Source organism: Alicycliphilus sp. T452, assembly GCF_054512775.1.
The window spans coordinates 74,669-89,161 of the sequence record NZ_JBTNEH010000005.1 but is presented as its reverse complement, the minus strand read 5'-3'; the positions used below and the strand labels follow the sequence as shown (position 1 = coordinate 89,161).

Genomic DNA, 14,493 nt, shown 5'->3' with positions numbered 1-14,493 from the left:
TCGAAGGGGCAGGCATTATCGTCCCAGCAGGCGCCGGCCCGTCAGCCGCTCGTGCTCGCGCAGCGCGAAGCGGTCCGTCATGCCGGCGATGAAGTCCGCCACCGTGCGGGCGCGCTGCTGCGCATCGCCCTCCAGCGCCGAGGCGGCCTGGGCGGGCGGCATCTCGCGCGGGTCGGCCTGGTAGATGGAGAACAGCTCGCGCACCACCTGGCGCGCGCGGTCGGTGGTCTGCACCACCTGGGGGTGGCGGTACAGCTCGCGGAAAAGAAAGCGCTTGAGCACCTGCGACTGCGCGCGCATGTCCGGCGAGAACGCCACCAGCGCGGGCAGGCCGCGCACGGCGTCCACGTCGGCCGGCGCATGCGCGGCCAGTGCGGCGCGCGTCGCGTCGATCACGTCGTAGACCTGGTCGCTGAGCATGCGGCGTATGGCCTCGGCCAGCAGCCGGCGCTGCCCCGCGGGCGCGGCCAGGTGCGGGTATTCGGCCTCGGCCCGGGCGCGGTAGCGGTCGAACAGCGGCACGTCGCGCAGCTGCGCCAGCGTGATCAGGCCCGAGCGCACGCCGTCGTCGATGTCGTGCGCGTTGTAGGCGATCTCATCGGCCAGGTTGCACAGCTGCGCCTCCAGGCTGGGCTGGCGCCCCAGCAGGAAGCGCCGGCCCACGCCGCCGGGCTCGCGCGCCTCCAGCAGTTCGGCGTTGCGCCGCGAGCAGTGCTTGAGGATGCCCTCGCGCGTCTCGAAGGTCAGGTTGATGCCGTCGTACTGCGGGTAGCGCTCTTCCAGCCGGTCCACCACGCGCAGACTCTGCAGGTTGTGCTCGAAGCCGCCGAAGTCTTGCATGCACTCGTTGAGCACGTCCTGCCCCGCATGGCCGAAGGGCGTGTGCCCCAGGTCGTGCGCCAGGCATACGGCCTCCACCAGGTCCTCGTTCAGCCGCAGCGAGCGCGCGATGGAGCGCCCGAGCTGCGCCACCTCCAGCGAATGCGTGAGCCGCGTGCGGAACAGGTCGCCCTCGTGGTTCAGGAACACCTGGGTCTTGTAGACCAGCCGCCGGAAGGCCGTGGAATGCACGATGCGGTCACGGTCGCGCTGGTACTCCGTGCGCGTGGGCGCGGGCGGCTCGAAGTGCCGGCGGCCGCGCGTGCGCGCCGGATCGCAGGCATAGGAGACCAGCGCCGCTTCATGCATGAAATAGGCCTCTGGCGCTTATCCAACAAGCGCAAGCAGCTATTGAATTCATATCACCCCGTGCAGCAGGCGTCGATCACCTCGCGCACCAGCGCATCGGGCGCCGCCCGCATGACGGCCTTGCCCGGGCCGTCGATCAGCACGAAGCGGATCTCGCCCGCCTCGGCCTTCTTGTCCACGCGCATCAGCTCCAGGTAGCGGCCCGCGTTGTCCCGTGCGTCCAGCACCGGCCCACGCGTAGGCAGGCCCGCGCGCGCGATCAGGCGCGCGAGGCGCTGGGTGAAGGCTTCATCGACCAGGCCCAGGCGCCGCGACAACTCCGCCGCCATCACCATGCCGGCCGCCACGCCCTCGCCATGCAGCCACACGCCGTAGCCCATGCCCGCCTCGATCGCATGGCCGAAGGTGTGGCCGAAGTTCAGGATGGCGCGCAGGCCCGCCTCGCGCTCGTCCGCGCCCACCACCGCCGCCTTGATCTCGCAGCTGCGCCGCACCGCATGCGCCAGCGCGGCACGATCGCGCGCCAGCAGCGCGTCCATGCTTTCCTCCAGCCAGCCGAACAGCTCCATGTCGGCGATCGGCCCGTACTTGATCACCTCCGCCAGCCCCGCCGCCAGCTCGCGCGCGGGCAGCGTGTCGAGCGTGGCCAGGTCGCACACCACCAGCCGCGGCTGGTAGAAGGCGCCGACCATGTTCTTGCCCAGCGGATGGTTGATGGCGGTCTTGCCGCCCACCGACGAATCCACCTGCGCCAGCAGCGTGGTCGGCACCTGCACGAACGGCACGCCGCGCATGTAGCAGGCGGCGGCAAAGCCCGTCATGTCGCCGATCACGCCGCCGCCCAGGGCGAACAGCACCACCTTGCGGTCGCAGCCCTGGCCTAGCAGTTCGTCGAAGATGCGCTGCAGGGTTTCCCAGTTCTTGTACTCCTCGCCGTCGGGCAGCACCACCGTGTGGACGGCCGGATAACGCCGCGCGAGCGTATCCGCCAAGGCTGCGCCATAGAGCGGCTGCACCGTGTCGTTGGTGACGATCAGGGCGGCCGTGCCCGAGGGCAGTGCCTTGTGAGCAGCCAGCCCGGCGAGCAGGGCAGAGCCGACGTCGATGCCATAGCTGCGGTCGCCCAGGGCGATGCGGACGCTTTCTGTTGGAGTGGACTGCTTCATCAAACCGATTTTCCGATTGGCAAAAAAAATCCCCAGACACGCTGGGGATGGCTTCTCAAGCCAGGGGCTAACCCTTGAGCGGCCCGAGGTGGCTATGGTACATCGGACCTGGGGATAGCGATCATGAGCACGACCCCGTCACCGTCAATGACACTTGACGCGTCACGTTCGTGACACCCTTCGTCGCCGTAACGAAGAAGGTGTATGTGCCGGTGTCGCCCGGATCAACAGGAGTGGCAGGGTCGGTAGGAGTGGCAGGTATGGAATTCGTGCATGCCCTGGGAGTCCCGGAGATGAAGCCGGTGACGCCCGTGGTTCCGCTCGTGAGCCAGCTTGGCAGACCAGCGAACGACCATGTCACGCCAGGAACAGAGGCCGTAAAGGCAAAGGCAAAGTTCTGCCCCCCTGGCACGCTACCCAGCGGGCAGACTTGATTCAGATTGCAATTGCCGATCGCGAAGTCCTCCGGCTTCACGGCGCCGACCAGCGTCAGCTTGATGGTGCCCGAGTCTGCGAGTTTGTTCTTGTCCCTCACCGTCACCGTCGCCTGGTATACGCGCTCAACGTCATCCGGCGTGCCACTGAGCACACCGGTGCCCGAATCGACGGACAGCCCCTTCGGCAGGCCAGTGGCCGACCAGGTGTAGGGCGGCAGGCCGCCCTGGGCCGTCAACAGGTGGGTGTAGGAGATGGTGTTGGTCACCTGGCCCAGGTCTTCATCGCTCACGGCCAGCGGGTCCGTGGTCGCTTCGATCGCCGCGATCTGGTCGATGATGGTGATCGGATCCTGGATGCCATTGCCAACGTTGTTGTCGTAACGGTCTGCCGTGAACTCGAGGAAGATGGGGCCCGTTTCTGCGCCGCTGATCAACGAGAACTGCGCCACGCCGCCAATCGAGGGCAATTGCAGCACACCACCGCTCAGGACACCCGCAACCAGCCGTGCGCCGACGGCCGCATCGGTCCCGGGGAGGATGCGCACCTGCACATTCGCACCGGAACTGCTGGACACCGGCTGGATGGCGTCGTCCTGGACGAATGCCTGCATGACAACGGTGCTGGGAATGCGGGTCGCATTTCCCTGCGTTCCAATGTAGCTCTGCTGCGATGGGACGAGCATGCTCACGCTCGCGGGTTTGCCGGTGGTGCCCCCGACCGTGATGTCCACGCTGGCAGAGTGCTCCTTCTTGTCCCGCGGGTCCGTCACCGTGCAGACGATGCGCGCGGTGCCCGCCTGATTCTTGGCATGGAAGTGGAAAGAATTGCCGCCCGAGTTGGAACCGAGCGTGATGCTGCGATAGGCATTGGGCACCTTGATCTTTCCGCCGTTGCCGTCATCGACTTCTTCCTCGTGCTCCGGGTCGCCATCGAGGTAATACAAGGAGCCGGAGTCGAGCCCTCCCGCCATGTTACAGCCGAAGATTTTCTCGCCCCCCGGAATGGGACGCCCGCCCTCCTTCGCCTCGACGTACAGCGTGGTGGAGAAAGGCGCATACACACCCTGACCTACGGGGTAGTTGCTGACGTTGAGAGGCAACTGCGTCTTGTCGGCACGCAGCGTGATGCTGTACGTGGAATGGGACTCCCCGCCGCTGCCGCCGCCGCCGCCGCAAGCGGTAAGCACTGCGGCAAACACCGCGGAAGTGATGATCGTCTTGGAAATTCTCATGGTTCTCTTACCTTCAAACATTCAACGTACGGGCCCGCGGTCGGTAATCACCTTGGGCGTGATGAAGACAAGCATTTCACGCTTGCTGGATTCCTTGGTCCGGCTCTTGAATAGATTTCCCATGATCGGCACGTCGCCCAGCAGGGGAATCTTGTTTTCCTGGTTGGTTTCTTCCATTTCGAAGATGCCGCCGATCACGACGGTACCGCCGTTTTCCACCAGCACCTGGGTCTTGATGTGCTTGGTGTCGATGGCCACGCCCTGGGTCGTGCTCTCGCCGCGGCTGTCCTTGTTAACGTCCAGGTCCAGGATGATGTTGCCTTCGGGCGTGATCTGCGGAACCACTTCAAGCTTGAGCACGGCCTTCTTGAACGCGATGGTCGTGGCGCCATTAGGCGCTGTGACGGAATAGGGGTACTCGGTACCCTGCTCGATCAGGGCCTTGGTCTGGTCGGCCGTGATCAGGCGCGGGCTGGAGACCACCTTGCCCTGGCCATCGGCCTCCATGGCGGACAGTTCCAGGGTAAGGAAGCGGTTCGCGGCGGAGTTGAAGATGGACAGGGCGAACGAGCCCACGCCCGTGACGTTGGACAGCGATGCGGGCAGGTTGACAAAATTCCCCCCCACGTTCACCGCATCGCCAAAGCCTGCGGAGTTGGTCGCGTTGCTGTAGTTGGTGCCCCAGGCAGCACGGTTGCCCCCGCCTATGCTGTAGCCACCATCGCCGCCCTTGTTGGCGCGCAAATCCCCGCCACCCAGGCGCACGCCCAGCGAGCGGCCGAAGGTGTCGCGCGCCTCGACGATGCGCGCCTCGATCATGACCTGGCGCACGGGTACGTCCAGCGTCAGCAGCAGCTTGCGCACCTCCTCCAGCTTGGCCGGGGTGTCCGTGACGAACAGCTGGTTGGTGCGCGGCTCGGCGATCGCGCTGCCGCGCTCGGACAGGAAGCGCGTGGTGTCACTGGTGCTGCTGCCCGACGAGGTATTGGTGGTCAGCTGCACCACCATGTCCGCGGCCTTGGCGTAGTTCAGCTGGTAGGCCTGCGTGCGCAGCGGTTCGAGCTTCTGGATGGCCATTGCGGCCTCGTAGTCCTTCTTCGTGCGCTCGTCGATCTCGTCCTTGGGCGCGATCCACAGCACCGTGCCGGACTTGCGCATGCCGAGGCCCTTGGCATCCATGATGATCTGCAAGGCTTGGTCCCAGGGCACGTCCTTCAGGCGCAGGGTCAGCGCGCCCGTCACCGTGTCGGAGGTGACGATGTTGAAGTTGGTGAAGTCGGCAATCACCTGCAGCAGCGACCGGACCTCGATGTTCTGAAAATTCAGCGACAGCTTCTCGCCCGTGTAGTTCGGGCCTTGCGTCAGCTTGCTCAGGTCCACCTTCTTGGGGCGTACTTCCACGACGAACTGGTTGTCGCTCTGGTAGGCGCTGTGTTCCCACTCGCCGACAGGCTCGATGGTCAGGCGCACGCGCTCGCCCTGCTGGGTTGCGGTGATGGTTTGCACCGGCGTGCCGAAGTCGGACACGTCCAGCCGCCTGCGCAGGCCCTCGGGCAGGGAGGAGCGCAGAAAGTCGACGACCAGCCCCTTGCCCTGCAACTGCAGGTCCACGCCCACCTGGTTGCTGGGCAGCCCGACGACGATGCGGCCCGCCCCGTCGGTGCCGCGGCGGAAGTCCAGATCCTTCAGGGCCAGCACGTCCGTGTTCTGGCTCTCGGCAAATGCCGTCGGCGATGCGCTGGGAATCCTGGCACCGCCGGTGACCGGATCCAGCAGCACCAGCACCGTCTTGCCGTGCAGTTCGGCGCGGTAGGAGGTGGGCTGCTTCAGGTTCAGGACGATGCGCGACCTCTCCCCCGCCTGCACGATGTTCGCCGACTTCACGTTGCCCTGATTGATTTCGACCAGCGAGCGACCGGAGGCATTGCCGGCTCCCGGGAAATCCAGAGCAATGCGTGCCGGACTCTGGATGGAAAAACCCGTTGGCAAATCGGTCTGGGGTTCGGAAAACTCGATGCGCAGGACCTCGGCCCCGCCTTGCAGAAAACCCGAAACGGATTCGATCGCTCCCCCCGCATGCGCCACGGTGGCCCCCAGTGCGGCCAGGATCGCAACGCCCGCCGCCCAGAGATGCCGCCGCAAACGCGTCTTCTGTTGCATCATTTCCTCACCTCATTTCCCTCTTGCAGGTCCAGTGTTGTCATGCGCTCCACCCAATCTCCCGTGGAGTCCTGGACGATCTCCCGTAAACGCATATTCGTCTCGGAAATACTGACGATCTTTCCGTAGTTCTGCCCCAGATAATTCCCCGCGCGCACCTGGTACAGCAGCTTGTCGACGCTGACCAGTGCCGTGGGCACCCCGGTCTTGTTCAGGCTGCCCACCATCTTCACGGCGTCCAGCGGGTAGGCCTCCAGCGGCTCCTTGCGCCTGGCCATCTCGGGCGCGATCAACGAGGCATTGGCCACCGTTTCCGACGATTCACGGCGCAATGCCTGGGTCAGCTTCGTCGGGCTGAACGGGTCCATTCCCTTGTCCCCGGCGTAATCCTGGGGCAGGAATTGCTTGGGCTCTTTCAGCGGCATCACCCGCGGCTTGGTGGTGGCGCGCAGCTCGGACATCCACTGGCGCAGTTCGTCCTCGTCACTGCCGCCGCAGCCCGAAAGAATCAACGCTCCCGCCAACACGATGAGCTGCCTGCAGCGAAAGCGCATCATTTCTGGGCTCCTTTCGCCGCCGCCTTTTGCGCCTGTATCTCCTCGGCGTCGAGATAGCGGAAGGTCCTGGCCGTCGCCTCCATGGTCAGATTGCCGCCGGCATCTTTCGTGGCCGGGTCGATCGACAGATTGTTCAAGGTCACGATGCGCGACAAATTGGCCACGTCGGAGGCAAAGGCGCCCACGTCATGGTATTTGCCCACCACGCGAATGGAGATGGGCAGCTCGGCGTAGTAATCCTTGACCACTACCTGGCCAGGCCGGAACAATTCGAATTGCAGGCTGCGCCCCAGGCCTGCCTGGTTGATGTCGGACAGCAGGGCCGACATTTCCGCCTTGCTGGGCAGCTGCTTTTCCAGCTGGATCACATATTGCTGGATTTGCTCACGCTGCTTCTTGAGCGCGTCCAGGCTGACGGCCTTGATCAGCTTCTTCTGGTAATCGTCGCGCAATGTCTGCTCGGTGCTGCGCTCGGCGGTCAGTTCGTCCTGGAATTCGCTGAGCTTGAAGAACCACAGAAAGGTCGCCACGCCTGCGGCGATCAGCAGGCACAGCAGCGTGCGCGGCAACGCCGGCCACAGCGACGGATCCTTGGGGTCCAGATTCTGGAACTGGCGCTGCAAATCGTCCAGCAGCTTGGCGGAATCCAACTTCGGCGCTTTCTTCTTTGCCATGCTCATTTCCCCACTGCCGCATCACTCGCAGCGTCCATGGCCTTTTGCGCCTCCGAGCTGCGCACCAGGCGGAAGCGCAGATTGAAGGCCGCGACGCGGCGCTGGTCCTTGGGAGTCAAGGCCACGTTGGCGGCGACGATTTCCACCAGTTCGGGCTTGGAAAACCAGGGCGTGTTGTTGGTGAGATTGCGCAACATCTCGGAGACCCGTTCATTGGACTGCGCCATGCCCTGCATGGTGACGACCTGGTCGACCTGCTTGAGGCTCGTCACGTACACGCCGTCGGGCAGTTGCTGGACCAGTTCGTTGAGCAGGTGGACCGGAAGGTTGCGGTCGGACTGCAGGTCCTCCACCGCCTTCTGGCGTGCCTGCAGCGCGGTGATCTCCTCTTCGATCGTGGCGATTTCCTTGATCTGCTGCTCCAGGACCTGGATCTCGCCGCGCAGGAAGTTGTTCCTGTCCTGCTGGTCGGTGATCATCACCTGGAACCACCAGTAAATGGCTGCCGCGATACCCAGGCCCGCCAGGGCCGAGGCCCCCATGATGGCCTGGAACGTCTCGCGCCGGCGCTTGCGGGCAGCCTCCCGGTGCGGAAGCAGGTTGATGAGAATCACTGCAGGAACCTCCGCATCGCCAGCCCACAGGACGTCAGGTACGACGGCGCCTCGCGCGCCATCTTCTTGAGGCGGACCGCCCTGCCCACATCCATCCCTTCGAAGGGATTGATGACGCTGCAGGCGAAACCGGTGTTCTGGGTAACGGTCTGGGTCAGGCCGGACAGCGGAGCGGAGCCGCCTGCCAGCATGATGTGGTCCACCCGGTTGTAGGGCGTGCTCGTGAAAAAGAACTGGAGCGCGCGCCCGATCTCCTGCGCGAGGCTGTCCACGAAGGGCTGCAGCACCGCCGATTGATAGTCTTCGGGCAGGTCGCCGTTGCGCTTCTTACCCTCCGCCTCTTCCTGCGAAAAGCCGTACTGGCGCACGATGAGCTGCGTCAGCTGCGCGCCGCCGAAGGCCTGGTCGCGCTCATAGAGCACGTCGTCGTTGCGGATGACCTGCATGCTGGTGGTGAGCGCCCCCACCTCGAACAGCGCAACCACGCTGTCCACGCCGCGATTGGGCAGGGCCTCGATGAGGCGCCCAGCAGCCAGGCGCGCAGCATGGGACTCGATGTCGACGATGACGGGCTTGAGGCCTGCCGCCTCGGCCAGGCCCTGGCGGTCCTGCACCTTTTCCTTGCGCGAGGCCGCGATCAGCACGTCCACGTCGCCGGGGGCGTTCTTGCTGGGGCCTACGACGCAGAAGTCCAGGCTCACCTCGTCGAGCGAGAACGGGATGTACTGGTTGGCCTCGGACTCCACCTGCACCTCGAGCTCCTGCTCGGTCATGCCGCCGGGCAGGGAGATGCGTTTGGTGATGACCGCCGACGGCGGCAGGGCAAGGGCCACATTCTTCGTCCTGGTGCCGCTCTTCCTGACCACGCGGCGCAGCGCCTCGGCCACTTCGTCGAACTTTTCGATGTTGCCATCGGTGATCCAGCCGCGCTCGAGCGGCTCGATCGCGCAGCATTCGAGCACCAGCGCCCCTCCCTTATCGCGCCCCAATTCGACCAGCTTGACACTGGAAGAACTGATGTCGACCCCTAGCAATGGGGCTGACTGACGACTGAACAACGACCCCATTGAGATCAAGGTGCCCCCTGTAAACCTAGCGAGACAAAGCAACAAAACTTAACACTTCACATGGATGCTATCAGCATGCTCCTACACCAGCAAAGAGTTTTACGCCCTTGATACGTCTCGGCCGTTGTCAAAAGCCGACGATTTTCCAAGGCTTCCAAGGGTATCCACCGACCCATTTCGCGCCCGGGCGCGCCCTGGTCCTCACACCTGCAAACATGGGGGGGCGCCCTGGATTTTTATAATGGCCGGTTGCTTGCCGATTGAGCCCTATGCCGCATTCACGAGACAAAGCCCCCGCACCGCCCCCGTCCCATGCGCCGCGCTGGATGCGCTGGCTTCTGCGCGGGCTTGCCTGGCTCGTCGGCCTTGGCGTGGCGGGCGCGCTGGCGGGCGTTCTCGTCGTGGGCGTGGGCCTGGCCATGGCCTACCCCAACCTGCCGGACGTCTCCGACCTGGCGGACTACCGCCCCAAGCTGCCGCTGCGCGTGTACTCCACCGAAGGCGCCCTGCTGGGCGAATTCGGCGAGGAGCGCCGCAACCTCACGCCCATAGAGGACATTCCGGCGGTGATGACCAACGCGGTCCTGGCCATCGAGGATGCCCGTTTCTTCCAGCATGGGGGCGTGGACTACAAGGGCGTGCTGCGGGCGGCGCTGGCCAACCTGGGGCGCGTGAAGAGCCAGGGCGCCTCCACCATCACCATGCAGGTGGCGCGCAACGTATATCTCTCGTCGGAAAAAACGCTGACGAGAAAGATATATGAAATATTGTTAACTTTTAAGCTCGAGCATTTGCTGACCAAAAACCAGATACTCGAGATTTACATGAACCAGATTTATCTGGGAAATCGCGCCTACGGGTTTGCCGCCGCGTCCGAGGCCTATTTTGGCAAGCCGCTGAAGTCTATTTCCATCGCCGAGGCCGCGATGCTGGCCGGCCTGCCCAAGGCACCCTCGGCCTACAACCCCATCAGCAACCCCAAGCGCGCCCGCATCCGCCAGCTCTACATCATCGACCGGATGCTGGAAAACGGCTTCATCACCGCCGAGCAGGCCGCCACCGCCAAGCAGGAAGACCTCAAGCTGCGCTCATCCACCAGCAGCACCCGCGTGCACGCCGAATATGTGGCCGAGATGGCGCGCCAGCTTGTGTTCTCCCAATATGGGGCCGAGGCCTATACGCGCGGCCTGAACGTCTACACCACCCTGAACGCAGGCGAGCAGGAAGCGGCCTACGCCGCCTTGCGCAAGGGCATCATGGATTACGAGCGGCGCCAGCACTACCGCGGCCCCGAGCGTTTCGTGAACCTGCCCGCATCCCCGGCCGAGGCCGAAGACGTGATCGATGACGCGCTCGCCAGCCACCCCGACAACGGCGACGTGCTGGCCGCCGTGGTGCTGGAGGCCGGCAGCAAGAAGATCGTGGCCGCGCGCGCCGACGGCGAGCAGATCGAAATCACCGGCGAGGGCCTCAAGCCCGCGCAGTCGGGCCTGAGCGACAAGGCCCCGCCCAATATCAAGCTGCGCCGCGGCGCCGTCATCCGCGTGGTGCAGACCCCGAAGAAGACCTGGGAGATCACCCAGCTGCCCGAGGTCGAGGGCGCCTTCGTGGCCATGGACCCCCGCACGGGCGCCATCCACGCCCTGGTCGGCGGCTTCGACTTCGACAAGAACAAGTTCAACCACGCCACCCAGGCGTGGCGGCAGCCGGGGTCGGCCTTCAAGCCCTTCATCTATTCCGCCGCCCTCGAAAAGGGCTTCACGCCGGCCACGGTCGTCAACGACGCTCCGCTGTTCTTCAGCGCCGGCGCGACGGGCGCCCAGCCCTGGGAGCCCAAGAACTACGACGGCAAGTACGACGGCCCCATGACGCTGCGCACCGGGCTGGCGCGCTCCAAGAACGTGGTCTCCATCCGCGTGCTGCAGGCCGTGGGCCCCAAGACCGCGCAGGACTGGGTGACGCGCTTCGGCTTCGACGCGGACAAGCACCCCGCCTACCTGACCATGGCGCTCGGCGCGGGCTCGGTCACGCCCATGCAGATGGCGACGGCCTATTCAGTGTTCGCCAACGGCGGCTACCGCGTCAACCCCTACCTGGTCACGCGCGTGACCGACCACAAGGGCCGCGTCCTGTCGAACGTGCAGCCGCCGGCCACCGCGGACAACCCGCGCGCCATCGATGCGCGCAACGCCTTCGTGATGGACAGCCTGCTGCAGGAGGTCACGCGCAGCGGCACGGCGGCGCGCGCGCAGGCCACGCTCAGGCGCCCCGACCTGTACGGCAAGACCGGCACCACCAACGATGCGGTGGATGCCTGGTTCGCGGGCTTCCAGCCCTCCCTGGTGGCCGTGACCTGGATTGGCTACGACACGCCGCGCAACCTGGGCAGCCGCGAGACCGGCGGCGGCCTGGCATTGCCGATCTGGATCAGCTTCATGGACAAGGCGCTCAAGGGCGTGCCCGTGGCCGAACCCACCGTGCCCCCCGGCGTGGTGAACGTGAGCGGCGAGTGGTTCTACGAGGAATACGCGCGCAACACGGGCGTGGCAAGCGTGGGTATGGACGCACCCGCCCCTGCGGCGCCCGCCGCGGCGCCGGCGCCCGAGGAGCGCAGCCGCATCCTGGACCTGTTCCGCAACTGAAGCTCAGGCCGTGAACGCCAGCGCCTGGCCTGCCTGCCGGCTGGCATCGCGGTTCAGCGCCGCGAAGAATTCACCATCTCCCTTGGTGTCCATCCAGCGCGCACCATCGAAGCGGTAGTGGTAGCCGCCGGACTGCGCGGCCATCCAGACTTCGTGCAGGGGCTTTTGCAGGTTGATGACGATCTGGCTGCGGTTGCGGAAGCTGATGGTGACCATGCCGCCCGTGCGCTGGCTGTCGAGGTCCGCGTCGGTCTCCTCGTTGATGCGGTCGCAGCCCTGCTCCACCGCCAGCAGCAGTTGCTCGGCGCGGTCCATGAATTCGAGGTCGGTCATTACAATTTGCGTATGTTGAGAGCTCGCCAAATTCTAGTCAGGACGATTGCCCTTGCTCTGAGCGCGGCAGCCCTGGGCTGCGGCCAGCGCGGCCCGCTGTACCTGCCGACCGAACCGGCGGCGGCGCAGCGCGCCACCCTGCCCGAGACGCTCAACCCTGCCGCCCCGCGCGCCACGGCGCCCGCTGCACCCTCCTCCGTCCCCGCACCATCGTCCCATCCATGATCCCTCCCGTCCTGCCCGGCCAGCCCCAGCTCCACTACCGCGACCACGCCCTCTACCTCGAAGACCGGCGCCTGTCGGACCTGGCACGCGAGCATGGCACGCCCCTGTACGTCTATTCCCAGGCCTCCATGCTGCAGGCCCTGGCGGCCTACCAGCGCGGCTTTGCCGGGCGCAGGGTGCAGATCTGCTACGCCATGAAGGCCAACTCGTCGCTGGCCGTGCTGCAGCTGTTCGCGCGGCATGGCTGCGGCTTCGACATCGTCTCGGGCGGCGAGCTCGAGCGCGTGATGGCCGCCGGCGGCGACCCGGCCAAGGTGATCTTCTCGGGCGTGGGCAAGACCCGCGCCGAGATGCGCCAGGCGCTCGAGGCCGGCATCGGCTGCTTCAACGTCGAGAGCGAGGCCGAGCTCGAGGTGCTGAGCGAGGTCGCCCAGTCGATGGGCCTGCGCGCGCCCATCAGCATCCGCGTGAACCCGAACGTGGATGCCAAGACCCACCCCTACATCTCCACGGGCCTCAAGGGCAACAAGTTCGGCATCGCCCATGAGCGTACGCTGGATACGTACCGCCGCGCCGCGCAGCTGCCCGGCCTGCGCGTGGTGGGCATCGACTGCCACATCGGCTCGCAGATCACCGAGGAGACGCCGTACCTCGACGCCATGGACCGCCTGCTGGACCTGGTGCAGGCCATCGAGGCAGCGGGCATCGCCATCCACCACATCGACTTCGGCGGCGGCCTGGGCATCGACTACAACGGCGATACGCCGCCCGCGGCCGATGCGCTGTGGTCCAGCCTGCTGGCCAAGCTGGACGCGCGCGGCTATGGCGACCGCCTGCTCATGATCGAGCCGGGCCGCTCCCTGGTGGGCAATGCCGGCGTGTGCCTGACGCAGGTGCTGTACCTGAAGCCGGGCGAGCAGAAGAACTTCTGCGTCGTCGACGCCGCGATGAACGACCTGCCGCGCCCCGCGATGTACCAGGCCTACCACGCCATCGTGCCGCTGGACGCGGCCGCGCAGGCGCCGGCGCAGGTGTACGACGTGGTCGGCCCGATCTGCGAGAGCGGCGACTGGCTGGGCAAGGACCGCAGCCTGGCCGTGGCCGCGGGCGACATGCTGGCCGTGCTCTCCACCGGGGCCTACTGCAGTTCCATGGGCAGCACCTACAACACCCGCGCGCGCCCCGCCGAGGTGCTCGTCGATGGCGCGGCGGCCCATGTGATCCGCGCGCGCGAAAGCGTCAGCGACATCTTTCGCTGCGAACGCCTGATTCCATCCAGATCTTGATGACCATCAAGCAATAACCACTTCGGCGCAACTACTATTGCGCTTTTTGCGGTGGACCTCTCTGTATGCCCCTGGAGCCCCTGGAACTTTATCGAGACCAGCACCATGCCTGCCTGATGTTTTCCGACCTCATCGAGGAGGACGGCCAGGCCGTGCAGTCCAACCAGTTCCTGATCGTGGACGGCGACACCGGCGCCATCATCGACCCGGGCGGCAACCTGGCCTTCAACGAGCTGTTCATGGGAATGTCCCGGCATTTCCCGCCGCACCGGCTGTCCTACCTGCTCGCGTCGCATGCCGACCCGGACATCATCGCCTCGCTGGACCGCTGGCTCAGCAGCACGAAGGCCACGCTGGTCATCTCGCGCGTGTGGGAGCGCTTCGCCCCGCACTTCGCCAAGCTCGGCAAGACCGAGAACCGCATCATCGGCGTGCCCGACGGCGGCGGCCGCCTGCCGCTGGGGCGCCACGAGCTGGTGCTGCTGCCCGCGCACTTCCTGCATTCCGAGGGCAACTTCCACTTCTACGACCCGGTCAGCCGCATCCTGTTCACGGGCGACCTGGGCGTGTCCATGACCTCGGGCACCGAGGCGCGCGTGCCCGTGACCGCGCTCGCGCCCCACATCGCGCGCATGGAGGCCTTCCACCGCCGCTACATGGTCTCGGGCAAGGTCCTGCGCCTGTGGACGCGCATGGCGCGCCAGCTCGACATCGCCATGCTGGTGCCCCAGCATGGCGCGCCCATCATGGGGCGGCAGGCCATCGCCGACTTCCTCGACTGGCTCGACGGCCTGGAATGCGGCACGGACCTGTTCGACGAGCGCGCCTACCAGATCCCTACGGCGCGCATCGATCCGGTGGCGCACTAGGCGCTGCAATCCATGGGAACCCAGTAATAGAATCGGGCTCTAA

13 protein-coding genes are annotated in these 14,493 nt (G+C 65.8%); 4 read left to right on the top strand and 9 right to left on the bottom strand.

Features of this window, described 5'->3' with window-relative positions; genetic code table 11:
* Positions 1-15: 15 nt before the first annotated feature.
* From ACX12L_RS06040 to ACX12L_RS06005, 8 genes are all read right to left on the bottom strand, one after another.
* The gene (locus tag ACX12L_RS06040) at positions 16-1,188 is read right to left on the bottom strand and encodes a deoxyguanosinetriphosphate triphosphohydrolase (protein ID WP_459261784.1); all 1,173 of its coding nucleotides are present in this window, start codon (positions 1,186-1,188) and stop codon (positions 16-18) included.
* Between the two features lie 53 nt (positions 1,189-1,241).
* On the bottom strand, positions 1,242-2,354 hold the full coding sequence (gene aroB / locus ACX12L_RS06035) for a 3-dehydroquinate synthase (RefSeq protein WP_459261783.1): 1,113 nt from the start codon (positions 2,352-2,354) through the stop codon (positions 1,242-1,244).
* Positions 2,355-2,475: 121 nt separating this feature from the next.
* Positions 2,476-4,023: an Ig domain-containing protein gene (locus ACX12L_RS06030; RefSeq protein WP_459261782.1), complete on the bottom strand. Its 1,548-nt coding sequence runs from the start codon at positions 4,021-4,023 to the stop codon at positions 2,476-2,478.
* 21 nt (positions 4,024-4,044) lie between these two features.
* Positions 4,045-6,186, bottom strand: a complete 2,142-nt coding sequence (gene pilQ / locus ACX12L_RS06025; protein WP_459261781.1) for a type IV pilus secretin PilQ — start codon at positions 6,184-6,186, stop codon at positions 4,045-4,047.
* Positions 6,183-6,740 carry a pilus assembly protein PilP gene (locus tag ACX12L_RS06020; RefSeq protein WP_459261780.1) on the bottom strand — a complete coding sequence of 186 codons (558 nt, stop codon included), beginning with the start codon at positions 6,738-6,740 and terminating at the stop codon, positions 6,183-6,185. Before ACX12L_RS06020 ends, pilQ begins: the two co-directional genes overlap by 4 nt.
* Positions 6,737-7,420, bottom strand: coding sequence for a type IV pilus inner membrane component PilO (locus ACX12L_RS06015; RefSeq protein ID WP_459261779.1), 684 nt, complete (start codon positions 7,418-7,420; stop codon positions 6,737-6,739). The genes ACX12L_RS06020 and ACX12L_RS06015 overlap by 4 nt, the downstream gene beginning before the upstream one ends.
* A complete protein-coding gene (locus ACX12L_RS06010) occupies positions 7,417-8,028 on the bottom strand; it encodes a PilN domain-containing protein (protein ID WP_459261778.1) in 612 nt (203 codons plus the stop codon). Before ACX12L_RS06010 ends, ACX12L_RS06015 begins: the two co-directional genes overlap by 4 nt.
* On the bottom strand, positions 8,025-9,104 hold the full coding sequence (locus tag ACX12L_RS06005; protein ID WP_459261777.1) for a pilus assembly protein PilM: 1,080 nt from the start codon (positions 9,102-9,104) through the stop codon (positions 8,025-8,027). Before ACX12L_RS06005 ends, ACX12L_RS06010 begins: the two co-directional genes overlap by 4 nt.
* Before the next feature lie 317 nt (positions 9,105-9,421).
* Here ACX12L_RS06005 and ACX12L_RS06000 point away from each other — a divergent pair, with 317 nt between their 5' ends.
* A complete protein-coding gene (locus ACX12L_RS06000; protein WP_459261776.1) occupies positions 9,422-11,737 on the top strand; it encodes a penicillin-binding protein 1A in 2,316 nt (771 codons plus the stop codon).
* Between the two features lie 3 nt (positions 11,738-11,740).
* Here the strand turns inward: ACX12L_RS06000 and cyaY are convergent, their stop codons facing one another.
* Positions 11,741-12,070: an iron donor protein CyaY gene (gene cyaY, locus ACX12L_RS05995; protein WP_459261775.1), complete on the bottom strand. Its 330-nt coding sequence runs from the start codon at positions 12,068-12,070 to the stop codon at positions 11,741-11,743.
* 12 nt (positions 12,071-12,082) lie between these two features.
* On the opposite strand from cyaY, the gene lptM reads away from it, so the two are divergent.
* The 3 genes from lptM to ACX12L_RS05980 all read left to right on the top strand — a co-directional run bounded on the left by lptM (position 12,083) and on the right by ACX12L_RS05980 (position 14,450).
* The gene (gene lptM / locus ACX12L_RS05990; protein ID WP_459261774.1) at positions 12,083-12,295 is read left to right on the top strand and encodes an LPS translocon maturation chaperone LptM; all 213 of its coding nucleotides are present in this window, start codon (positions 12,083-12,085) and stop codon (positions 12,293-12,295) included.
* Positions 12,292-13,581 carry a diaminopimelate decarboxylase gene (gene lysA, locus ACX12L_RS05985; protein WP_459261773.1) on the top strand — a complete coding sequence of 430 codons (1,290 nt, stop codon included), beginning with the start codon at positions 12,292-12,294 and terminating at the stop codon, positions 13,579-13,581. Before lptM ends, lysA begins: the two co-directional genes overlap by 4 nt.
* A gap of 65 nt (positions 13,582-13,646) precedes the next feature.
* On the top strand, positions 13,647-14,450 hold the full coding sequence (locus tag ACX12L_RS05980; protein WP_459261772.1) for an oxygen-binding di-iron domain-containing protein: 804 nt from the start codon (positions 13,647-13,649) through the stop codon (positions 14,448-14,450).
* Positions 14,451-14,493 lie beyond the last annotated feature (43 nt).